Annotated in this window: 23 protein-coding genes; 7 read left to right on the forward strand and 16 right to left on the reverse strand. The window is 68.5% G+C overall.

The genetic code is table 11. The features are described 5' to 3' along the window. Positions 1-174: 174 nt before the first annotated feature. Positions 175-1,344, forward strand: a complete 1,170-nt coding sequence (locus tag BJEO58_RS00005; RefSeq protein WP_101586624.1) for a D-alanyl-D-alanine carboxypeptidase family protein — start codon at positions 175-177, stop codon at positions 1,342-1,344. Between the two features lie 4 nt (positions 1,345-1,348). Here BJEO58_RS00005 and BJEO58_RS00010 read toward each other — a convergent pair whose 3' ends face one another. The 3 genes from BJEO58_RS00010 to BJEO58_RS00020 form a co-directional block, all read right to left on the reverse strand. Then, complete coding sequence (locus BJEO58_RS00010) at positions 1,349-2,404, reverse strand: App1 family protein phosphatidate phosphatase (protein ID WP_246075944.1); 1,056 nt, start codon at positions 2,402-2,404, stop codon at positions 1,349-1,351. A gap of 58 nt (positions 2,405-2,462) precedes the next feature. After that, positions 2,463-3,482, reverse strand: coding sequence for a tryptophan--tRNA ligase (gene trpS / locus BJEO58_RS00015; RefSeq protein WP_101586627.1), 1,020 nt, complete (start codon positions 3,480-3,482; stop codon positions 2,463-2,465). Positions 3,483-3,588: 106 nt separating this feature from the next. After that, positions 3,589-4,404, reverse strand: a complete 816-nt coding sequence (locus BJEO58_RS00020; RefSeq protein ID WP_101586629.1) for an exodeoxyribonuclease III — start codon at positions 4,402-4,404, stop codon at positions 3,589-3,591. A 197-nt stretch (positions 4,405-4,601) separates the two neighbouring features. On the opposite strand from BJEO58_RS00020, the gene BJEO58_RS00025 reads away from it, so the two are divergent. Further along, positions 4,602-5,090: a GNAT family N-acetyltransferase gene (locus tag BJEO58_RS00025; protein ID WP_101586630.1), complete on the forward strand. Its 489-nt coding sequence runs from the start codon at positions 4,602-4,604 to the stop codon at positions 5,088-5,090. A 249-nt stretch (positions 5,091-5,339) separates the two neighbouring features. Next, complete coding sequence (locus tag BJEO58_RS00030) at positions 5,340-6,506, forward strand: acyl-CoA dehydrogenase family protein (protein WP_101586632.1); 1,167 nt, start codon at positions 5,340-5,342, stop codon at positions 6,504-6,506. A gap of 82 nt (positions 6,507-6,588) precedes the next feature. Here the strand turns inward: BJEO58_RS00030 and BJEO58_RS00035 are convergent, their stop codons facing one another. Further along, a complete protein-coding gene (locus BJEO58_RS00035) occupies positions 6,589-6,837 on the reverse strand; it encodes a hypothetical protein (RefSeq protein ID WP_101586633.1) in 249 nt (82 codons plus the stop codon). Between the two features lie 120 nt (positions 6,838-6,957). Between BJEO58_RS00035 and BJEO58_RS00040 the strand changes: the two genes are divergently transcribed. Then, entirely contained in the window at positions 6,958-7,665 is a 708-nt protein-coding gene (locus BJEO58_RS00040; protein WP_101586635.1) for a hypothetical protein, read from the forward strand. Positions 7,666-7,730: 65 nt separating this feature from the next. Here BJEO58_RS00040 and BJEO58_RS00045 read toward each other — a convergent pair whose 3' ends face one another. From BJEO58_RS00045 to BJEO58_RS00055, 3 genes are all read right to left on the reverse strand, one after another. Continuing rightward, positions 7,731-8,660: a bifunctional methylenetetrahydrofolate dehydrogenase/methenyltetrahydrofolate cyclohydrolase gene (locus BJEO58_RS00045; RefSeq protein ID WP_101586637.1), complete on the reverse strand. Its 930-nt coding sequence runs from the start codon at positions 8,658-8,660 to the stop codon at positions 7,731-7,733. Next, the gene (glyA, locus tag BJEO58_RS00050; RefSeq protein WP_101586639.1) at positions 8,660-9,943 is read right to left on the reverse strand and encodes a serine hydroxymethyltransferase; all 1,284 of its coding nucleotides are present in this window, start codon (positions 9,941-9,943) and stop codon (positions 8,660-8,662) included. The genes BJEO58_RS00045 and glyA overlap by 1 nt, the downstream gene beginning before the upstream one ends. 126 nt (positions 9,944-10,069) lie before the next feature. Then, a complete protein-coding gene (locus BJEO58_RS00055) occupies positions 10,070-11,026 on the reverse strand; it encodes a CPBP family intramembrane glutamic endopeptidase (protein ID WP_101587184.1) in 957 nt (318 codons plus the stop codon). Here BJEO58_RS00055 and BJEO58_RS00060 point away from each other — a divergent pair. Further along, positions 10,982-12,760, forward strand: a complete 1,779-nt coding sequence (locus tag BJEO58_RS00060; protein WP_180951768.1) for an acetate--CoA ligase — start codon at positions 10,982-10,984, stop codon at positions 12,758-12,760. The genes BJEO58_RS00055 and BJEO58_RS00060 overlap by 45 nt on opposite strands. Here the strand turns inward: BJEO58_RS00060 and BJEO58_RS00065 are convergent. Then, on the reverse strand, positions 12,743-13,660 hold the full coding sequence (locus BJEO58_RS00065) for a LysE family translocator (RefSeq protein WP_101586643.1): 918 nt from the start codon (positions 13,658-13,660) through the stop codon (positions 12,743-12,745). The two genes, BJEO58_RS00060 and BJEO58_RS00065, sit on opposite strands and share 18 nt — an antisense overlap. Positions 13,661-13,776: 116 nt before the next feature. On the opposite strand from BJEO58_RS00065, the gene BJEO58_RS00070 reads away from it, so the two are divergent. Continuing rightward, complete coding sequence (locus tag BJEO58_RS00070) at positions 13,777-14,673, forward strand: LysR family transcriptional regulator (protein WP_101586645.1); 897 nt, start codon at positions 13,777-13,779, stop codon at positions 14,671-14,673. 118 nt (positions 14,674-14,791) lie between these two features. Here the strand turns inward: BJEO58_RS00070 and rplQ are convergent, their stop codons facing one another. The 6 genes from rplQ to infA form a co-directional block, all read right to left on the reverse strand. Beyond that, a complete protein-coding gene (gene rplQ, locus BJEO58_RS00075; RefSeq protein ID WP_101586647.1) occupies positions 14,792-15,370 on the reverse strand; it encodes a 50S ribosomal protein L17 in 579 nt (192 codons plus the stop codon). Positions 15,371-15,412: 42 nt separating this feature from the next. Next, on the reverse strand, positions 15,413-16,438 hold the full coding sequence (locus BJEO58_RS00080; RefSeq protein ID WP_101586649.1) for a DNA-directed RNA polymerase subunit alpha: 1,026 nt from the start codon (positions 16,436-16,438) through the stop codon (positions 15,413-15,415). A gap of 172 nt (positions 16,439-16,610) precedes the next feature. Continuing rightward, positions 16,611-17,012 (reverse strand): 30S ribosomal protein S11, encoded by a 402-nt coding sequence (gene rpsK / locus BJEO58_RS00085; protein ID WP_101586650.1) that lies wholly within the window; start codon positions 17,010-17,012, stop codon positions 16,611-16,613. Between the two features lie 33 nt (positions 17,013-17,045). After that, complete coding sequence (rpsM, locus tag BJEO58_RS00090; protein ID WP_101586653.1) at positions 17,046-17,414, reverse strand: 30S ribosomal protein S13; 369 nt, start codon at positions 17,412-17,414, stop codon at positions 17,046-17,048. A gap of 209 nt (positions 17,415-17,623) precedes the next feature. Continuing rightward, entirely contained in the window at positions 17,624-17,737 is a 114-nt protein-coding gene (rpmJ, locus tag BJEO58_RS00095; RefSeq protein WP_101586655.1) for a 50S ribosomal protein L36, read from the reverse strand. Between the two features lie 78 nt (positions 17,738-17,815). After that, positions 17,816-18,037, reverse strand: a complete 222-nt coding sequence (gene infA / locus BJEO58_RS00100; protein ID WP_101587186.1) for a translation initiation factor IF-1 — start codon at positions 18,035-18,037, stop codon at positions 17,816-17,818. Between the two features lie 268 nt (positions 18,038-18,305). Here infA and BJEO58_RS00105 point away from each other — a divergent pair, with 268 nt between their 5' ends. Then, positions 18,306-19,457 carry a calpain family cysteine peptidase gene (locus tag BJEO58_RS00105; protein WP_101586657.1) on the forward strand — a complete coding sequence of 384 codons (1,152 nt, stop codon included), beginning with the start codon at positions 18,306-18,308 and terminating at the stop codon, positions 19,455-19,457. A gap of 7 nt (positions 19,458-19,464) precedes the next feature. Here the strand turns inward: BJEO58_RS00105 and BJEO58_RS00110 are convergent, their stop codons facing one another. Then, positions 19,465-19,815, reverse strand: coding sequence for an META domain-containing protein (locus BJEO58_RS00110; RefSeq protein WP_101586658.1), 351 nt, complete (start codon positions 19,813-19,815; stop codon positions 19,465-19,467). 168 nt (positions 19,816-19,983) lie between these two features. Next, positions 19,984-21,795, reverse strand: a complete 1,812-nt coding sequence (locus BJEO58_RS00115) for a S1 family peptidase (protein ID WP_101586660.1) — start codon at positions 21,793-21,795, stop codon at positions 19,984-19,986. Positions 21,796-21,872 lie beyond the last annotated feature (77 nt).

Consider the following 21,872-nt stretch of genomic DNA (forward strand, 5'->3'; position numbering starts at 1 on the left):
GGCGGGGGAGGTTCCACGGATCCGTGGAACCTCCCCCGCCGCGTCTCTGCTGGGTCGTCTCCCCTCCCGCCCATCCTGCCCGAGCGCACGCTCCCCCTCCGCACGGCTCTGCCGCCCGTCCCCACGACTGGCCCACGGCTGTCGATCTGTGATGCCAGCCGCTAGGCTGTCGCCGTGCGCCCTCCCCTCACCGGCTTCCCTGCAGCTGTGCTCGCTGCGGTCATCGCACTGGCGCCCGCGCTGATCGTCGGACCAGCGGCTCTCACCGCGCCGGCAGCCGCCCAGTCGGAACCGTCGCCCTCCGCCGTCTACGATCCGGGTCCCCTCACCGACGGATCACCGGCGCCGGAGCCCTCCGCAGAGGCATGGATCGTCGCCGACCTCGACACAGGAGAGGTCTTCGCCTCGCACCAACCAGGCCTCCAGCACGCGCCCGCCTCGACCATCAAGCTGCTGTCCGGTCTGGCGCTCGTCGACGAACTGGACGACCCGGAGCACATGCACGAGGCGACCTACGAGGACATGCTGGTCGACGGGACCAAGGTGGGGCTCGTGCAGAAGAACGACTACTCGATCGACGATCTCTTCCACGCGATGCTGATGTCGAGCGCCAACGACGCCGCGCACGCCCTCGCGGACGCTGCGGGCGGGCAGGACGAGGCCGTCGACCTGATGAATGCCAAGGCCGAGGATCTCCGGCTCACCGGCACGGAGGCGTGGAACACGTCAGGACTCGACGAGGACGACCAGGTCACGACCGCGGAGGATCTGCTGCGCATCGGGCGGGCCGTGCTCGACGACGAGTACCTCATGGACATCATCGCCACCACTGACTACGACTTCCCCGGCGCCACGAACCCGGACACGGGCGAGGAGCTGTCCGGCTACCCGATCCAGAACCACACGCGGATCGTCGGCGAGGTCGACGGCGGCCTCGGCCTCAAGAACGGCTACACGCGCGCCGCCGGCGGGTCGTTCGTCGCCGTGGTCGAGCGCGACGACCGTCGTCTCGCCGCCGCAGTGCTGGGCGGCGAGACGATGACGCGGGACGCGGCCGTCGACCTCATCGAATGGAGCTTCGCCCAGTCCTCCCCGCAGCCGATCGGCACGATGTCGTTCGAGACCGCCGCCGAGGCAGCGGAGACGGCCGCTGCGCAGTCGCCCACCGCGTCGGTACCGACGGACGACGCCGCCGTCGCTGCGGATGCGGCCGACTCCGTGGACGCCGAGGGCGGACCGCCCGGCCTGCCGCACATCCTGCTGGCAGGCGGGATCGGTCTGGGTGCCGCCACAGCCGTCGCACTCTGGCTGCGCGTGCGCCGGGACCGCAGACAGCGGGACTGAGAACTCAGAATTCGCTGATGATCCCGCGTTCCGTGAGCTCCGAGGCGAGGCCCGCGCCGTCCGAGGCATAGATCCACGGCACTCCCTGCCCCCGGCCCGTGCGGCGCGAGCGTCCACCCGCCCACACGGCCTCGCCGGAGGTGAGCCGGCGGATCGCCACGGCCGCGACGTTCTCCGGGTGGTTGTCCACGAATTCCCCATAGACGTCCTCGTCATACTGGCCGTCATCACCGATCAGCAGCCACCTCATGTGCGGGAACTCCCGTGCCAGGCGCTCAAGGGAGTTCCGCTTGTGCTCGACCCCGCTGCGGAACGCACGGGTCGTCGTCGGCCCCCAATCGGTGAGAAGCAGCGGGCCGTCCGGGTAGAGGTTCCGCGACAGGAAGCGCTTGAGGGTCGGTGCGACGTTCCACGCACCGGTCGACAGGTAGATGATCGGCTCATTCGGCCGCAGGTACGAGAGCCGGTCGTACAGGACCGCCATCCCGGACACGGGGCTGCGGGCGTGCTCGTCCAGCACGAAGGTGTTCCACGCCGCGAGGAAGGGACGCGGCAGTGCTGTGACCATGACCGTGTCGTCGATGTCGGAGATGATGCCGAAGCGCTGGTCCTCGCCGATGATCGTCACGGTCGCGCGGTCGACCATCGAATCCGAGGTCCACAGCTCGATCTCGACGGGGCCCGGCTCGTACTCCCCCGGGATCACCATGTCGATGATCCCGCCGCGATCGCATTCGACCATGTGCTCCTGGTCGCCGATCCTCACCCACGCGGTCTCGTTCGCCAGCGGCACCGCACCGAACGAGCGGAATCCGCGGATGCTGGCGTGCATGTCCGCCGCGAGCTTCCCATTGCGCGTGAGGATCATCCGTCCCAGCACGCGCACGCTCTTCTCCGTGCCGTAGGAGTCGTAGCAGACGACTGTGCGCCGCCAGCCCCGCTTCGTCACCCGCTTCCTCGCCCACTCATGGACACGGTCCTCCACACGTGCGGCGGTGTGCTGCACTTCGGGAGAGAGATTGAGCGGCTTCGGTCTGCGGTTCCTGGGAGAGAGGATCACCCGGGTGCCCACCTTCCTCTAGCGTGCATCGGACCTCGGCCCGACAGGGCACTGTCAGTCAGCGAGTGAGGAACCCCACCCGGTCGTACACGTCCGCGATCGTGCGCTCCGCGATCGCACCGGCGGTCTCGGCACCCGCATCGAGTACGCGGGCGAGCTCCGCGGGATCGTCCAGAAGCTCGAGGGTCCGCTCACGCAGCGGACGCAGGGTCTCGACCACGACCTCGGCGAGAGCGACCTTGAGATGGCCGTACATCCTCCCCTCGAACTCCGCGACGATGTCCTCGATCGACCGGCCCGACAGAGCGGAGTGGATCGTGAGCAGGTTGGAGACCCCCGGCTTGCCCTCGGGATCGTAGGTGACCTCCGTGCCCGCGTCCGTGACGGCCGACTTGATCTTCTTCGTGATCGACTTCGCATCGTCGAGGATCTCGATGAGCCCGGCCGGGGTCTGCGCGGACTTCGACATCTTCGCCGTCGGGTCCTGGAGGTCGTAGACCTTCGCCGTCGACTTGAGGATATGCGCCTCCGGGACCGTGAAGGTGTCCCCGTACCGATGGTTGAAGCGCTCAGCGAGGTTCCGCGTCATCTCCAGGTGCTGCCGCTGATCCTCACCGACCGGCACGACGTCCGCCTGATAGAGCAGGATGTCCGCTGCCATGAGCGCGGGGTACGTGAGGAGGCCCAGCGAGACGTGCTCGTTCTTGCCGGACTTGTCCTTGAACTGGGTCATGCGCTGCGCTTCGCCCAGTCCAGTCGTGCATTCCAGCACCCACCCCAGCTGGGTGTGCGCGGGGATGTGCGACTGCACGTACAGGGTCGAACGCTGCGGATCCAGGCCCGCACCGATGAACTGGGCCGCGGTGCGCAGTGTCCGCTCGCGCAGCTGGGCGGGGTCCTGGTCGACGGTGATGGCGTGGAGGTTCGCGATGAAGAAGAACGCGTCGTGCGTCTCCTGCTGCTCGACGAACTGCTGCAGCGCTCCGATGTAGTTGCCCAAGTGGAGGGAGTCCGAGGTCGCCTGGATTCCGGACAGGGAGCGCGGGCGGCCTGACTGCAGGCCAGAAGAGTCGGTCATACCCTCATTCTGCCACCGGCGGCCGGACCTGCGGCCACGGCCCGTCACCCGGGGCCGTGGCGGTGCCGCCACGATGGGGATGGGCGGGCGCCGAGGACGGACCCGCTCAGCTCCCGCGCAGGCCGGGGACGTCGTAGTCGATGACCAGCGGGGCGTGGTCGGACCAGCGCTCTCCCCAGCTCGCGGCGCGGTCGACACGGGCGGCGGTGGCCGACTCCGCGAGGCCCGGCGTCGCCGCCTGGTAGTCGATCCGCCAGCCCGCGTCGTTGTCGAACGCCTTCCCTCGCATCGACCACCACGTGTAGGGGCCGGGGACCTCACCGGAGAGCATGCGATGGACGTCGACGTACCCGATGTCGGAGAAGAACCTGTCGAAGTACGCCCGCTCCTCGAGCAGGAATCCCGCCTTCTTCCGGTTCGCCTTCCAGTTCTTGAGATCGAGCTCTGTGTGGCACACGTTCAGGTCGCCGGTGAGCACCGCATGGTCCGCGTGCTCGGCGAGCTCTGGAAGGCGGACGAGCATCGCGTCGAGGAAGCGGTACTTGTCCGCCTGCTTGGGGGTGTCGACCTCCCCCGAGTGGACGTAGGCGCTCACCACTGTCAGCAGCGAGCCGTCCTCCAGCCGGAAGTCCGATTCGATCCAGCGTCCGGCCGTGTCGAAGTAGTCGTCGCCGATGCCCGTCCTGGTGGCCTCCGGCTCCGTGCGGGACAGGACCGCCACACCGGCACGGCCCTTCGCCTCTGCGTCGGCGCTCTGGATCCGGTACCCGGACTCGGCGAGGACGTCGAAGACGATGTCGTCGGCGGCCCGCACCTCCTGCAGAGTGATGATCGGGGACCCGGCGGCGGCCATCCACTCCCCCATGCCCTTCCTCAGGGCAGCGCGGATGCCGTTGACGTTGACAGTGGTGATGCGCAGCATGGCACCTATCCTGCCACGTCCGCGGACGCCGCCCGCAGGGTTCGACCTCGCCGGCCGAGCACTCTCCCTCCATCTCCCGTAACCTGGAGACCCACGCCCGTAACCAGCCGGTTCACGACGAACTGTGACCCTGCTGCGACATACTCGACAGTGAGCTCCACGTATGCTTGGTGCTCAGTCACATGTGAGGAGAGGCCATGACCGAGAACACGAACTTCGATCCGGACAAGCTGATCATCAGTCCTCTCGACGAACTCGATCCGCTGGAGCTTCGCGTCGAGATCGTGAACGCCCAGGAGCGCTTCTGGGGCGACCGCGACCTGAGCGGCGCCCACGAACCCCACTGGTTCCGGCAGTTCGCAGCCGGTGGACTCGTGGCCCGCTATCAGAACGAGGTCGTGGGATACCTCCTGGGCGCCTTCCCGAAGGAGGGCCCGTCCTACATCCACCTCGTCGCCGCGCGACAGGACTACCGCCACCTGGGCATCGGCCGTCGCCTCTACGAGGCGTTCATCGCGCGCGCCCATGCCAACGGTGAGCACGAGGTGCAGGCCACCGCGATCGCGGAGAACGCCAATGCGATCGCGTTCCACTCGTCGCTGGGCTTCGAGGGCACTCGCATCGAGGACTACGCGGGCCCGGGTGAGGATCGGGTGTTCTTCACGCTCCGTCTCGCGAACCACTGAGCAGACGGCTGACCGGGCATGGAAGCATGCTCGGTCAGCGCACCGGACCGTGCAACGCTCCTCTCCGACTCGGCGCTGTCCGGCACCCAGATCCGACACGATCTCACTGCGGTTGAATGCCATCCCGGTCTCAAGGATCGCGCCGGTCCACGGCCACAGGCTCTGATCCGCTCATAAGCCCCCTTCACGCCACAGCCGTCATGGTCGTACCTTCAGAAGGAGAAGACGGCGAAGACACCAGGAGGGCCCGTGGAGTTCGGACTGACCGACGACCAGATCGACGTCCGCGAAGCGGCCAAGGACATCGTGGCCCCGTTCGACGACGAGTACTGGGCGCAGAAGGACGCCGATCGGGAGTTCCCCCAGGAGTTCTACGATCATCTGGCATCCCACGGCTGGCTGGGGATCACCACCCCGGAGGCATACGGCGGCGGGGGCATGGGGATCACAGAGGCCACACTCCTGCTGGAGGCGATCTCTGCGGGCGGCGGCGCGATGAACGCGGCGAGCGCGGTGCACATGACGCTCTTCGGCATGCACCCGGTGATCGTCCACGGGTCCGCTGCGCTCAAGGACGAGAACCTGCCGCGCGTCGCGTCGGGGGACCTCCACGTGTGCTTCGGCGTGACCGAACCGGACGCCGGCCTGGACACCACCCGGATCACGACGACAGCGGTCCGTCGCGGATCGGACTACGTCATCAACGGCCGCAAGGTCTGGATCTCCAAGGCCCTCGAGTCGGAGAAGATCCTCCTGCTGACCAGGACGACGCCGCGCAGCGAGGTCGAGAAGCCCACCGACGGGCTCACCCTCTTCTTCACCGATCTCGACCGGGACCGCGTATCCATCCGCCCCATCCGCAAGATCGGCCGCAATGCGGTGTCGTCGAACGAACTGGTCATCGAGGACCTCGTCGTACCAGAGAGCCACCGCGTCGGCGAGGAGGGGAAGGGCTTCACCTACATCCTCGACGGCCTCAATCCAGAGCGCATGCTCATCGCGTCGGAGGCCCTGGGGATCGGCCGTGCGGCGCTGGCGAAGGCCACCGCCTATGCGAAGGAGCGGGTCGTCTTCGACCGCCCCATCGGCATGAACCAGGGGCTCCAGTTCCCGCTCGCGGATTCGCTCGCGAAGCTCGATGCGGCAGAGCTCTCCCTCCGACGCGCCACATGGACCTACGACCGCGGTCTGCCCAGCGGTCGTGAGGCGAACACCGCGAAGTACCTGTGCGCGGAGGCGGGCCACGAAGCCGCCGATCGCGCGCTCCAGGTCCACGGGGGGATGGGGTATTCGGAGGAGTACCACGTGGGCCGCTACCTCCGGGAAGTCCGCCTCATGCGCATCGCGCCGGTGAGTCAGGAGATGGTGCTGAACTACCTCGGGACGAAGGTGCTCGGCCTCCCCCGCTCATACTGAGCCGACCTCCCGGACCGATCCTCAGCGGACCGACCCCACCGGGCCAGTCCTCACCCGAGCCGGTCCACACCCGGGCCGGCCCTCACCCGGCCGGCGTGGGATTCCGCTCGCGCTTCGCCCCGGCGGACCTCCCCACGGCGACGCCGGCGAACGTCGCACCGCCGGACACCAGGCAGAGCGTCACGACCCACTGCATGGTCTCCTGTATGCCCGCTCCGAAGAGCATGAAGCAGACGAACCCGATGACCGCGGTGATGCCCACGGCCATGCCCGACGAGATCGCTGACAGATAGAAGTTCTCCTGGATTCCGATTCCGGACACCTGCGCCATGATTCCTCCTCCATCGACCACCCTGATGTGATGCCCCTCACGGTATGGTCGGTTACACGCGACCGACCACTTCGTCCCGAAACGGAGTCACACCGTGGCAGACCTGCCGACACCGCATCGGTGTACACGCTGGACGAGTCGCTGCAGCGCGGGTTCTCCATCCTGTCCGGCGACGCCGAGGCACCGTCCTTCACAGGCACGTTCCACGCGCTCATCGTGGCGGTGCCGGAGAGCAGGCGCTCCCTGCGCGATCGGATCGTGTACGTCGCGCAGTTCGCGGGCTACCGGCAGCTGCGGCCAGGCGTCCTCATCGGCTTCGAGGACGCCGCAGGAACACTCGCAGCCGCACTGGCGACGGAGTTCGAGGAAGCGGGCGCCACCCGTGACACCCACGGTGCCGACGGCGTCCTCTGGGAGCGCTGCACTCTGGTTCCCACCGACCGCGAGCAGGCGCGCAGGTGGACTGAGATCGCCTTCGACGTGCGGGGCCTCCACGCGGAGCTGCGCACGCTCGAGCAGATCGCCGCCAGATCCACTGAGCAGTCCGCAGACCTGGAGACCTTCTACGACGGCTTCTTCGAGACGTCGAAGCGCGCGATGTCCCTGCCGTCACTCCCCGACGAGCTGACACCGGGCCTCGACGCACGCCGGCGGGTCTCCGCGGTGATGGCCTCTCTCGTCGACCTCTACGCGCAGAAGTTCGCCGCCGAGGTCGTCGGCACCGCCCTGAGCCAGCCCACGTCCCAGCTCATCAGGTTCCTGCCCGACGCGCCGTGGGCCGGCGCCCCGGGGCACAGGGCACCACCCGCGGGTCAGGTCGCCGTCTGAGGAGGATGCCCGCGGCGCGGCCGACGCACGGAGCAGAGCGCAGGCCAGCAGGCGCTGACAGCCCGTCAGGCCTCGGCGGCCTGCCGTTCTGCGATGCCGACGACGTTCACCAGAAGCATCGCCCGCGTCATCGGTCCGACCCCGCCGGGGTTCGGTGTGAACGCGGACGCCCGCGTGCGCGCGTCCTTGGCGATGTCGCCGATGACCTTCGACTTCCCGGTCTCAGGATCCTCAGCGCGGGACACGCCCACATCGATGAGGATGACTCCCTCCTTCACCATGTCGGCAGTCACCATCTCCGCCTGTCCGGCGGCCGCGACGATCACATCCGCCTGGCCGACCAGCGAGGCGAGGTCCTGCGTGCCCGTATGGGTGAGGGTGACCGTCGCGTTCACGTCCTTTCGCGTCAGCAGCAGCCCGATCGGGCGTCCCACCGTCACGCCGCGCCCCAGCACGACGACGTGCTTGCCGTTCAGGTCGATGTCGTGGCGCGTGAGGAGCTCGACAATGCCCGCAGGGGTGCAGGGCAGAGGCGTCTCGACCTCCTCCTTGACCCGCAGGACGAGATTGCCGAGGTTCTGCGGATGCAGTCCGTCAGCGTCCTTCTCCGGGTCGATGAGGCCGATCACCCGGTTCTCGTCGATCCCCTCCGGCAGCGGCAGCTGCACGATGTAGCCGGTGCACTCAGGGTTCTCGTTGAGTCGGCGGACCGCGTCCTCGATCTCCTGCTGCGTGGCGGTCTCCGGCAGATCCTCCCGGATCGATGCGATCCCGATCTCCTCGCAGTCGCGGTGCTTGCCCGCGACGTACCACTGCGAGCCCGGGTCGTCGCCGACCAGCAGCGTGCCGAGCCCCGGTGCCGCCCCCTGCTCGCGCAGCGCCGAGACGCGCTCAGCGAGCTCCTGCTTGATGGACGACGCAGTCGCCTTGCCGTCGAGCTTCAGCGGTCCCGCGGCGACGTCCGTCGCCGCAGCCGTGCCTGTGTCCGTCGTCATCAGTACTGCTCCAGCCCTTCGTAGAGGGGGAAGTCGTCGCCGAGCCTCTGCACGCGTGCGCGGAGTGCGTCAGCGTCGGCACCCGGCTTGAGCGCCTGCGCGATGATGTCCGACACTTCCGCGAACTCTGCATCGTCGAACCCACGAGCGGCCAGGGCCGGTGTGCCGATGCGCAGGCCCGACGTCACCATCGGCGGACGGGGGTCGAACGGCACGGCGTTGCGGTTGACCGTGATGCCGACCTCGTGGAGGAGGTCTTCGGCCTGCTTGCCGTCAAGCTTCGAGTTGCGCAGGTCGACGAGCACCAGGTGCACGTCAGTGCCGCCGGTGAGCACCTGGACCCCCTCGCCTGCGACGTCGGCCTCCTGCAGGCGGTCAGCGAGGATCCGCGCGCCGCGCAGCGTACGCTCCTGCCTCTCCTGGAACTCCGCCTGCGCTGCGAGCTTGAAGGCGACTGCCTTGGCCGCGATCACATGCATGAGCGGTCCGCCCTGCTGTCCCGGGAAGACGGCGGAGTTGAGCTTCTTCGCGTGCGCCTCGTCCTTCGACAGGATGAAGCCGGAGCGGGGGCCGCCGATCGTCTTGTGGACCGTCGACGACACGACGTCGGCGATCGGGACGGGGTTGGGGTGGAGTCCGGCGGCTGCGAGGCCCGCGAAGTGCGCCATGTCCACCCAGAGGGTCGCGCCCACTTCGTCCGCGATGGACCGGAATGCCTCGAAGTCGAGCTGCCGGGGGTATGCGGACCAGCCGGCGACGATGACCTTCGGCCGGTGCTCGAGTGCCCGCTCACGGACGTTGTCCATGTCGACGCGGTAGGTGTCCGGATCCACCTCGTAGGAGGCGATGTCGTAGAGGCGCCCGGAGAAGTTGATCTTCATCCCGTGGGTCAGGTGACCGCCGTGGGCGAGGTCCATGCCCAGCAGCTTGTCGCCCGCACGCGCGAACGCGTGCATCACGGCTGCGTTCGCCTGTGCGCCCGAGTGCGGCTGCACATTCGCGTACGCAGCGCCGAACAGCGACTTCGCCCGATCGATCGCGAGCTCCTCGGCGACGTCCACGTACTCGCAGCCGCCGTAGTACCGACGGTTCGGGTAGCCCTCGGCGTACTTGTTCGTCAGGACCGATCCCTGCGCCTGCAGGACTGCGCGCGGGACGAAGTTCTCCGATGCGATCATCTCCAGCGTGCTGCGCTGACGCGACAGCTCCTGGTCCAGCACCTGTGCGATCTCCGGATCGACGTCGGCGAGGCCGGCGTTCAACGAGGACGGGACTTCTGTCATCTGGGGGGTACTCCTCACGGGACGATAGGACAGCCGCGGGCGCGGTCCTCGATCAGGGTAACAGCGGCCATCGAGAGCCGAACCGCCGTCCCAGCATCCCACGATCCGGATGGTCCGGGAAGCGAATCACCGCCGGATCTCGCGCTGAGGGCGCCTCTCCCCCTCCACCGGAGCCACCGCCATGGATGCGCTCAGGAGAAGTGCCGCACTGATCCCGGTCACGGTCCACACCGCTGCCGCATCCAGCCCCGCCGAATCCGTCGCGAGGGTCAGCGCGGAGACCGGCACGGCGTGGGCGATGACGGCCGGCCACACGTTCCCCCAGCGAGACGCCGCCGCGCTGAGGAACAGGCTGAGCGGAAGCAGCCCGAACGTCAGAGCGACGGCGTGCGAGCCTGGCATGTCACCCTGGAGCACGTACGTGAGGTGGAGGGGCACGTGGAACGCCGTCCATGCGGCGGCGATCAGGAAGGCACCCGGCCAGAAGCCGCCGTCCAGCAGGCGGGGCAGATGCGATCGCCACACCACCTCCTCCCCCAGGGTGGACGCCGCGAGGACCAGGGTGAACGACAGGATCGACAGCACGCCCATGAAGAGCACCCCTGTGGACTGGAGTTCGATCGCACCGACCGTGGCGGCGAGCGCAGCGGTGACGACGGCGATGACGAGCACACCCGCGGCCGATCCCGCACTCGCGACGAGGGTCCCGACCGGTCGTGCACGGCCCTGCGTGCCGCGGGGTCGCCGCAGTCCCCACCAGGATCCGAGCGTGCCCCGTCCTGCCCCGTGGAGCGATGGCGTGCGCACCATGACGACGAGGGCGACGAGCGCGGGGATCCACCGTCCGATGAAGAGTGCCCACGGCGGCACCGAGACGTCGGTGATCAGGAAGATCCCGCAGACGGCGGTCAGTACCGCGATCGACGCGCCCACGATCAGAGCGAACGCACGGCCTGGCGTCGCCGATGCCGGACGTGCGGCTCGTGGTTCCGGAGCTGTGCTGTCATAGCCGGGCGAGCCGGGGACGACCCGGCCGGAGTGGACGGCGGAGGCGGCCGGACGGGATGCGGGGGGTGCGGTCATGCCCCCACACTAGGAGACCGAATCGCCGTCCACTGGGAGGGCGAACCGGGCGACCGACGATCCCTGACCTATGCGCAGCTGTCGCGCCAGGTCGAGCAGGCCGCACGCGCACTGCGCGAGCTGGGGGTCGGCCCCGAGGATGTCGTCGCGCTGCATACCGGATGGCTGCCGGAGACCGTCATCACGATGCTCGCATGCATGGGGATCGGCGCATCGTGGTCGATGCTCCCCGTCTCCCTGCCGTCCGAAGCCCTGGGCACCCGCATCGACGCGCTCTCTCCGAGGGTTCTCCTCACCCAGGACGGCGCCTGGCGCCGCGGGGCGGTGCTTCCCCTGAAGAACCGGGCTGACGAAGCCCTCGCGAGCGCCGCAGGCGTCGAGGCCACGATCGTCATCCGACGCACCGGCATGGACGTCCCGTGGTTCCACGGGGACCACTGGTACAGCGCCCTCGTCGACGGCGCGGGCGGCGCCTTCGCCGGTGCAGACGGTTCTCCGTCGACCGGAGTCGGCGGTTCGCCGTCGCCGTCCCCCGAACGCTCCCCGAACGCCCGACGCGTGCCGGACCGGCCCATGGGCGTGCGGCCGGACCATGTGCTCTGCACCCGGCAGCAGGCCTCCGGAGCACCGACCACTCGCCTGACCCAGCATTCGGCCGCCGGGGTCCTCCTGACCGCTGCCGCCTTCCACGCGGCCGTTCGCACCGGTCCGGTCTTCTGGTGCGCCGCAGACGTGTCCTGGGCTGTCTCCACATGGCATGGGTTCATCGGCCCACTGCTGTTCGGCGACACCATCGTGGTCTACGAGGGCACACTCGATGTGCCGGATCAGCTGCGCACGCTCGACGTGGTCGAGCGCTACGGAGTCTCGACCCTGGTGTCGTCACCATCGGTGATGCGCACCCTGCGCTCGTGGAACATCGACGCGGAGCTCAGCGCTCGCGGCTCGACGCTGCGCAGGCTCGTGACCGCGGGCGAGCCCGTCGAACCCGGACTGCGACACTGGATGGAGCAGACGTTCGCCGGGACCGGGTGCGAGGTCTCGGACGGCTGGGGGCAGGTGGAGCTCAATGGGATCGTCCACGTGAACGGACCGACCCCGCTGCTCGACACGGCGCACGTGGCCGCTCTCGGCGAGGACGGCCGGGCGATCCGACCCGGTGAGTCCGGACAGCTGGTCCTGCGGCTCCCCACCCCGGGGTCGCTGGTCCTCGCCGATGCCCTGGCGGACGGATGGGAGCACGAGACCGCGGACGCTCTGGGATTCACGGAGGACCTCGTCACCGCCTCGGAGGACGGCAGTCTGCACTTCCGCGGTCGGATGGATGCCGTGGTCTCCGTGTCCGGACAGCTGATCTCACTCGAGGCCGTCGCCCAGTCCCTGCTGGAGCACCCCTTCGTCACGGCGGCCACGGCCCTGCGCGCGCACAGGGAGAACTCCGGCAGCACGATCATCGCCTGCGTCGTCGCCGACGGCGAACCAGGACCGGGAACGGCACGCGAACTGATCGCCACGGTCAACGCGGAGCTCGGTGGGCTGGCCCGGCCGCGGATGATCGTCTTCGTCGACCGGATGACCGGAGCCATCGACCGCGGCGCGCTCGCGGACGCACTCGTCGCGCTGGTGCCGTCGCGCACCGCGTGGGCGGTGCGCACGTGGGACGAGGTGCTCGAAGCGGTCGTCTCCGCCCCCTCCGGCTGCGGAGACGCCGCGCTCTCACAGGACGACGAGTGAGACGCCCAGGACGACGAGGACCGCGCCCGCAGCACCATCGACGATGAGTGGCCCCGAGCCTCCCGTCAGGAACCGACCCACGCGCGCTGCGACGACGGATAGACCCGCCCCGTAGGCGAGCATGCACCCGACGACGGTCGCGACGAGCACCACGTGCTCGACGGGTCCCGGAGACTCCGGCAGGAACGGCGGAAGCAGCGCCAGGAAGAACAGTCCCGTCTTGGGGTTCGTGAGCGAACTGATCAGCCCGGTCCGGAAGACCGTCGGCAGCGATCGGGCGGGCACGCGCGGCTCGACGTCTGCTCCCTGCCCGGTATGTGCGCCGACTCCCTGCCGGGGAGGCGCCACAGCTGCCGCCGGAGCAGCCGCGGATCCGTGCGGAGCTCCGTGCGGCCCAGCCCACGTCCCGGCCATCGCGGCATCCGGGACCGCCGCGGCATCCGGGACCGCCTGGGCAGTCTGGACCGCCTGGACCGCCGGAGCCGCCTGGACCATCTGAGCCGTCGACGCCTCGGCGCCGGCCGACCCCACCTGAGATGACTCAGCCGCCGACTGCGCAGCGAGCTCCTTCCGGGTTCTGCGGACCTGCAGGAGAGCGGACGCCCCGAGGAAGACCAGATAGCTCCCGCCCACCCAGGTGAGCGCGACGCGCACGTCCGGGAACCGCTCCAGGAGTGCGGCCACTCCCGTGAGTGCGAGCACCGCCCACACCAGGACCCCCAGCCCTGCCGCAGCGGTGTACACCAGCCCCCCACGCACACTGCGCGCCGCGAACCGCAGGGTCAGGAACGTATCGGGACCGGGCGTCACGGCGAGGATCACGCTCGCACCCAGGAACGCACTGTACTCCGCGCCGGTCACCGGAGGATCTCCCGCAGCACCATCCAGCACCTCTTCCATCAGACAGTCGGCAGGCCCCGCCAGACGCCGGGGCCCACTCAAGGATGCACGGTGCGGCCGTCGCTGAAAAGCAGATGTTCCTGCAGCACCATCAGTCTCAGCCTTATGATCGGAGCATGTGGGATCTCAACAGGCTGAGGATGTGGCGGGCAGTCGTGAGCACCGGGTCGGTGACAGACGCTGCACGGAACCTCCAGTACTCCCCCGCCAGCGTGAGCCAGCAGATCATCGCGCTTCAGCAGGCCCTCGGGTTCCCCCTCTATCGGCGGGTGGGCCGCGGCATCGAGATCACCGAGGCGGGCCGTCGGTTCGCCCAGGAGACGGACGACCTCTTCGACGAGTCCGCACGGCTCACGGACGTCGTGGATGCGCTGCGGTCGGGCCCGCGGGGCCACGTCTCCATCGGGTGCTCGTCGTCCGTCGCCCGCGAATGGATCCCCGATGTCCTGCGTGAGGCTGTCGTCCGCTTCCCCCACCTCCGCTACGACGTGATGACGAACGAACCCTCATCAGGTGCAGACCGGCACCGGGCGGACGTGGACGTCGTGAGCGAACCGGGCCACACCGAGCCGACGGCGAAGGGCGGTGGGAGCACCGACCATCTCATCGACGACACGTATCTGCTCGTCCTGCCCGCACAGCATCCGCTCAGCGAGCACTCCGTCGTCTCCGTCGGACAGCTCGCAGATGAACCCCTGCTGGACCCCGACGTGCAGGGCAGTGCGACCGGCGATGTCATCGAACACGCGACACGGGCCGCAGGGTTCTCACCCCGCTACGCGGCCCGCGCTGACGACCACTACGGCATCCTTGCCATGGTGTCCGCCGGAATCGGCCTCGCCGCGCTTCCCCGTCTTGCAGTGGCGGGGCTGCCCTCCGACCTCACCTCGCGTCCCCTGACGGATCCCACGCCCCACCGCCGCATCATGCTCCATGTGGATCGACGGGTCGCGCATCTGCCGCATGTCGAGTTCCTCCGTGCGGCATTCATCCGCACTGCGGCCGCTGAATGACGGAAGCCGCCGCCCTCCCACAGGAGGACAGCGGCTTCCGTGCGCACCCACTCGCGACACGAGTACTGCGGCTCGTGGAGCTCAGTCCCCGCAGAGCATTCCTACGGGGACTGCGCACTCACTTCGTGTCGTCTGCCGGCGTCTCAGCAGTGTCATCGGCAGGCGCCGAATCGGCGTCTGCTTCAGCAGCCGCCTGCGACTCGTCGACCTGTGCACCCGAGATGACGTCGGGCTCAGCGGCCGGCGCCTCCTCGGTCTCGACGACCTCGGCGTCCGCAGCAGCGGCTTCGGCCGCAGTGGCCTGCTCGGCCTCGTTCACGGTCGCCTGCTTGGGCGAGTAGGGCTCGAGGACGAGCTCGATGACGGCCATCGGGGCGTTGTCGCCCTTGCGGGGGCCGATCTTCGTGATGCGGGTGTAGCCGCCCGGTCGCTCAGCGACCGCAGGTGCGATCGAGGTGAACAGCTCGTGGACGATCCCCTTGTCGGAGATCGAGCCCAGCACGCGACGACGCGACGCGAGGTCGCCCTTCTTCGCGAACGTGACGAGGCGCTCCGCAACCGGACGCAGGCGCTTGGCCTTGTTCACGGTGGTGGTGATGGACTTGTGCTCGAAGAGCTGCGCAGCCATGTTGTTGAGCATGATGCGCTCGTGCGCCGGCGAGCCTCCGAGGCGGTTTCCCTTAGTGGGAGTGGGCATTGTTCTGTCTCCTTGGAATTCTTACGTACCGCGGGCAACCGCTCAGTACTGCTCGTCCTCGACGTACGCGTCGTCGTCGGTCTCGCCGGTCTCGCCGATCTCGCCGGTCTCGTCAGCTTCGCCGAAGCCGACTGCGCTGTCCTTCAGGTTCAGACCGAGCTCACCGAGCTTCTGACGCACCTCGTCGATGGACTTCTGACCGAAGTTCCGGATGTCCATCAGATCTGCCTCGCTGCGAGCCACGAGCTCACCCACCGTGTGGATGCCCTCGCGCTTGAGGCAGTTGTACGAGCGGACCGTCAGTTCGAGGTCCTCGATCGCCAGAGCGAGATCAGCGGCCATCGCGGCGTCCACCGGCGACGGTCCGATCTCGATTCCTTCAGCTTCGACGTTGAGCTCACGGGCCAGGCCGAAGAGCTCGACGAGAGTCTTGCCCGCCGATGCCAGCGCATCGCGCGGGACGATCGAGGGCTTCGTCTCGACATCGACGATGAGACGGTCGAAGTCCGTGCGCTGCGCGACACGGGTGGCTTCCACCTTGTACGACACCTTGAGCACGGGCGAGTAGATCGAGTCGACCGGGATGCGGCCGATCTCTGCGTCCGCATTCTTGTTCTGCGCGGCGGACACGTAGCCGCGTCCACGCTCGACGGTCAGCTCGATGTCGAGCCGACCGGTGTCGTTGAGGGTGGCGATGTAGAGATCGGGGTTGTGGATCTCGACGCCTGCGGGCGCGGAGATGTCCTCAGCGGTGACGGCGCCGGGCCCCTGCTTGCGCAGGTAGGCGACGACGGGCTCGTCGAACTCCGAGGACACGACCAGCGACTTCAGGTTGAGGAGGAACTCTGTGACGTCCTCCTTCACCCCCGGCACCGTCGAGAACTCGTGCAGGACTCCGTCGATCCGGAGGCTCGTGACCGAGGCACCGGGAATGGACGACAGGAGAGTGCGACGCAGCGAGTTGCCGAGGGTGTAGCCGAATCCGGGCTCGAGCGGTTCAATGGTGAACCGCGATCGACGATCGGAGACGACCTCTTCCGTGAGCGTGGGGCGCTGTGCAATGAGCACGTGGGCTTCCTTTCAGCGAACATCCGCTATATGACGTTCGCGGGCATTCAAGAGCACGCGGCGGGGACGTGCTCGAAACGCTGGCGGTTGAAGGTCCGGCTGCGGCCCGCCGCACCCCAGACGCGATGTCCTGCGGATCATCGCCGGGGCGCAGGGCCGCGGCCGGTGCTGATCAGCCGCGCCGACGCTTGGGCGGACGGCAGCCGTTGTGCGGCGTGGGGGTGACGTCCTGGATCGTGCCCAGCTCCAGACCGGCGGCCTGCAGCGAGCGGATCGCGGTCTCACGTCCCGAACCCGGGCCCTTCACGAAGACGTCGACCTTCTTGAGGCCGTGCTCCTGCGCGCGACGGGCTGCGGACTCCGCGGCCATCTGAGCGGCGTAGGGGGTCGACTTGCGCGAACCCTTGAAGCCGACCTCACCGGAGGACGCCCACGAGATGACGGCGCCCGCCGGGTCCGTGATGGACACGATCGTGTTGTTGAACGTGGACTTGATGTGCGCCTGACCGGCGACGATGTTCTTCTTCAGGCTGCGGCGCGTCTTGCGCGCAGCTGTGCGTGTCTTGGGAGGCATATTCGTCGAAACTCCTGATCGATCCTGGAAGGATTACTTCTTCTTGCCGGCCACGGTGCGCTTGGGGCCCTTGCGGGTACGCGCATTGGTCTTCGTGCGCTGTCCACGCACGGGCAGACCGCGGCGGTGGCGGAGGCCTTCGTAGGAGCCGATCTCGACCTTGCGGCGAATGTCGGCGGAGACCTCGCGGCGGAGGTCACCCTCCACCTTGAAGGTGCCTTCGATGTAGTCGCGCAGCTGGATCAGCTCCGCGTCAGTCAGGTCTTTCACACGGGTCGACGGATTGATACCGGTCTCCGTCAGGGTCTGGCGCGCACGTGTGCGGCCCACACCAAAGATGTATGTCAGGGCGACCTCCACCCGCTTCTCACGGGGGATGTCGACTCCGGCAAGACGTGCCATCTGTTCTTCCTTCTCATTGATTCGGAGGTGCTGTTGCAGTCCTTCTCCCCCGGGATGTCCCGTGGGTCCCCGGCCTCCGACCGAGGGTGTCGTCCCGCCCGCTTCGGATCACAGGGATCCCTGCGGAGCGGGGGGCGAGGTCTGCGTGGGTGTGCGGCTCGCTCTCGATCAGTCGAGAGTGACACCAGATCTGCCCGAAGTGGGGACGATCAGCCCTGACGCTGCTTATGGCGCGGGTTGTCGCAGATCACCATGACGCGGCTGTGGCGACGGATGATCTTGCACTTCTCACAGATCGGCTTGACGCTGGGCTTCACCTTCATAGCTGTTCCTTCTTTCACCGCGAATGCCCCGAGTCCCCCCGGGGCAGCGCCTGCGAAATCGTCGAAGCGATCGTTTGCTTACTTGTACCGGTAGACGATACGGCCGCGCGACAGGTCGTAGGGAGACAGTTCCACGACGACCCGATCCTCAGGCAGGATGCGGATGTAGTGCTGACGCATCTTGCCGGAGATGTGAGCGAGAACTTTGTGGCCGTTGGTCAGCTCGACCCGGAACGAGGCGTTCGGAAGAGCCTCCAACACAGTTCCCTCGATCTCGATGACCCCTTCTTTTTTGGCCATGTGTGTTCTCACCCTCAATTTCCCGCGGTGTGACCGCGTGTCGTTCGTCTTGTCAGGGCTTCGCCCTTCGTCGACCGGCAGCCCGAATTCCTGGGAGTCCGCCATGCCCCGCCGGTGAACCATCGTGGATAGACTCTCCACAACACGATCCCCTGCGGCGTGCACAGACGTCCCGTGGTCACAGGCCAAGAGATCACTGTACAGGACGGGGGGCTCATACGCCACATGGCCTGACACGCGCAAGGTGGACACGCCGGAGGAGCTTCCCATGCCCCACGCCACCGACCCGCTGGACGGCTCGATCACGCTCGCCCGCCGTCCTCGCGGGCTCGCCCGCCGTGTCCTGCCGTCGCTCCTGGACCCAGCGGCGTGGCCGGCGGATCGGATGGCCGCTGCACGGTTGATCGACCGCGCTCAGACCACGTCGCTCACGGCACTTCCCGCGCCCGAGGCCCTCCGCCAGATGCTCCTGCGCAGGCTCGGCCCTTCCCCCGGACCGTCGGTGTGGGAGTCGCTCTCGCGATCGCTGATGCGGACCCGGGCCGTGTCGGCCCTGCACTGGGCCCGCGGACTCGAGCCGATCCCCCGTGGACCCCAGCGATTCGTGGCCGTGCCGCTGGGTGCGCTCACCTCACGCAGCCACCGGGTGCGGCAGGGCAGACTGGGCGACTGCTGGCTGGTCGCCGCCATGTCCGCCTGTGAGCTGATCGATCCCGGCTTCCTGCGTGGACTCATCGCACACGAGGGGGACGTGTCGTCCGATACCCCTGAGAGCGTGGACGGATCAGTACCGCCCGACTCGTCGGTGCGACTCGTGAGGGTCGACCTGTTCGAGCCCGCCCGTGCAGGACCCGTCCTCAGACGGATCCCGTTCCTTCCTGTGCGGCGTCGCCGCATCGTCATGAGCACCCGCGTCCCCCTCGCGCACCGTGCCGGTGACGGACGGATGCGACCGAGTGCGGCGTCGCTGGTCGAGAAGGCGGCCGCCCTGGTCTGGGCGAGCGGCTCCTACCGCCGACTCCAGAATGACTTCGCCGGGATCGGCTTCCTGCTGCTGACGGGACGGTGGTGCCCCGCACGCGCGGTGCCGCGCACGACTGAGCACATCGCGACGTGGCTGGAGGCGGGACGCCCCGTGGTGCTGTCCACACTCGCACGGCCCGGGGGCTCCTTCACCCTCCCGCGCGAGGACGGTGCCGGCGACGTCGCTCTCATGGATGCCCACGTCTACACCGCAGTGCGCACCCTTCGCTGCACCGAGGATGGACGACCGGACCCCTCTGCGCCGCTGCGACTGCACGTCCGCAATCCGGTGAGCGCCGGGGACTCCCCGAGGCTGCGCAGAACGGACCTCTACCTGTCCGGCCGGCAGCTGCGGCGCGCGTTCATCAGCGTCAATGTGGGTCCCCCACTGGACTGACCGCTGGTCAGGCGTCGGTGCGGGTCAGCACGCCGATCTCCTCGCCGTCACGGTCGTACACGCGGAGCACGGGCCCTTCGGCTCGTACGGACGCCGCCTTCGACAGCCACGTGTCGACACCCGGGCACGCTTTGAGCGTGCTCAGCCCACGACGGATGGTCGCCGACTCTCCGTCGGGCGTGTACCACCCGCCGACGCCGTTGCACCCGTCCGATCCCATGAGAGCGCCCTCCCCCGGTCTTCCTCCGAGCAGTCCTCCGGCGGGTGCAGCAGCCCGGAACTCGAGGAACGCGGACGCGGGATCCTCGGCCTCCCACCTGCCCTGCAGCGGACTGCTGGTGTGCTCGTCCGATGACATGAGTCGATCTCCCTCCGGTCGGTGCGGGCTCCAGGGAGGAGCACCGTGACACACGCTACCGGTCCCCGTGGGTGTTCCGGGAACGCCGAAGGGGCGCAGGTCTCCCTGCGCCCCTTCGTCCGGATCAACGGGTCAGGCCCGTCTCACCGACTGCACGAGTGCTGTGACTCAGGCCTGACGACGACGTGCGACGTAGACCAGTGCGCCACCGAGTGCGACCAGTCCGGCCGCACCTGCGGCCAGCGGTGCCACGGTCGAACCGGTGCGGGGCAGGTCCTCGCCGCCCTCTCCCTCGTCGCCGCCTTCGCCCTCGTCGCCTTCACCGGCGACGACGGAGAAGGAGCCCTGCAGGGTCTCGTCCTCGGTCTGAGCAGTCACGTCGTAGTCACCGATGTAGGCCTCGGCCTCAGCGGTCGTCATGCCCCAGATGCGGGACTGCGCGACGCCGTCCTCATCGGCCGTGACGGTGATCGACTTGGCCGGCTCCTGGTCGGCCCCCTCAGCCGGAGCCTGCTCGGAACCTGCATCGGCCGAAGCCGCGTCCGAACCGGTGAAGGTCTCGAACACGACCTCGGAGCCCGGCTCCACACCCTCGACCGTGTACGTCACACCGCGGTCGTCGGACTCGGCCTGGTCCTCGTCGTCCGCGAGGAACCGCTCCGCGGCGATCTCCTGCGGATCGATGGCCAGCTCGGCATCCACATCCGCGTCATCCGTCTCCGTGGGGGACGGTGCCGGGGTCGTCGGATCCTCAGTGGGCTCCTCGGAGGGCGTCTCGGTCGGCTCCTCCGTGGGCTCCTCGCTCACGTCCGAGGTCGTGATCTCGTAGTCGCCGGGGAGGTGCTCGAGGCCCTCAGCCAGCTCGGCGGTCCAGAGCATGGCGGGGACCTGGTTGCCCTCTTCGTCCTCGCCGGCGGGGGCGCCGCCGGACACGACGCCCACGGCCTTCTCACCCATCACCACAGTGCCGCCGGAGTCGCCGCCCTCGACCGGAGTCTCGGATGCGAAGCCGTACACGATGTACTGGTTACCCGCGTCGTCCGCGACGGGAGCGTAGCCATCGACCATCCCGACGGTCTCGCCCTGAAAGCCGACCGGGCCGGCGGTCTTGCCCGTAGTACGGCCGGAGTGGAAGACCTCGGCGCCGATGTCGTCGATCGTGACATCGTGCACGCCGGTGATGTCGGTCGTGTCGGACGCGAGGTCGTCGGCCATGCCGGACTCCTCGCTCCACGTCGCGGCCTCGCCCACGAGGTTGAAGCCCGAGGACTCGTCGACGGTGATGACCGCGAAGTCCTGCATCGTCTCTGGATTCAGATCATCCTCCGACTGGACCTCTTCAGCCGTCGTCGGACCGTACTGCGAGTGGGTGAAGGTACCCAGCTTGCGGTCGCCGTCGAAGTCGAACGTGTCGTAGGTGTCCGTGAAGACGTTCGTCGTGGACGGCTTCTCGACGTAGACGTCGCCGGTGGCCTCACCGCCGGAGCAGTGCCCGGCCGTGATGATGGCATCCTCGCCGTCAGGTCCCGTCGCCGGGAAGCCCACAGAGCAGAGGCCCGCGCTGCCGTCGCTGCCGACCAGCACATAGCCGGACCCGGCGACCACGTCGTCCGGCGCCTCGAAGTCACCCTTCTCGCCGCCCTCCGGCTGCTCCGGAGACGTCGTCGAGTAGGTCGACGCGACCTTCTGGACGACGATGTCGTCACCCGTCTGCGCCTGCGCGACGGCGTTCGCCGTCTCGAGAGCCTCTTCGACCTCGGCCTCGTCCGATCCGACGACGACCTGCGCGACGAGTGATCCGTCTGCGCCGTGGCCGATCGCAGCGATGCTCTCGCTGCTGGTGAAGGCTTCCGCCGCCGCCGTCTTGAGGTCCGTGGTCGGAGCCGCAGCCGCAGGGCCGGCGGTCATCGCGCCGCCGAAGCCCAGAGCGACAGCCGCGCTCAGAGCGACGAAGCGCCTACCCGTGGTGGGGTGTGCCATTCGTTCATCCTTCGTTGTCGAGGTAAGTCTGCAACTGCACACGACAAGGGCGCGTGCATCGCTGGGCCGACTCTCCC

Source organism: Brevibacterium jeotgali (assembly GCF_900169175.1).
Classification (GTDB): domain Bacteria; phylum Actinomycetota; class Actinomycetes; order Actinomycetales; family Brevibacteriaceae; genus Brevibacterium; species Brevibacterium jeotgali.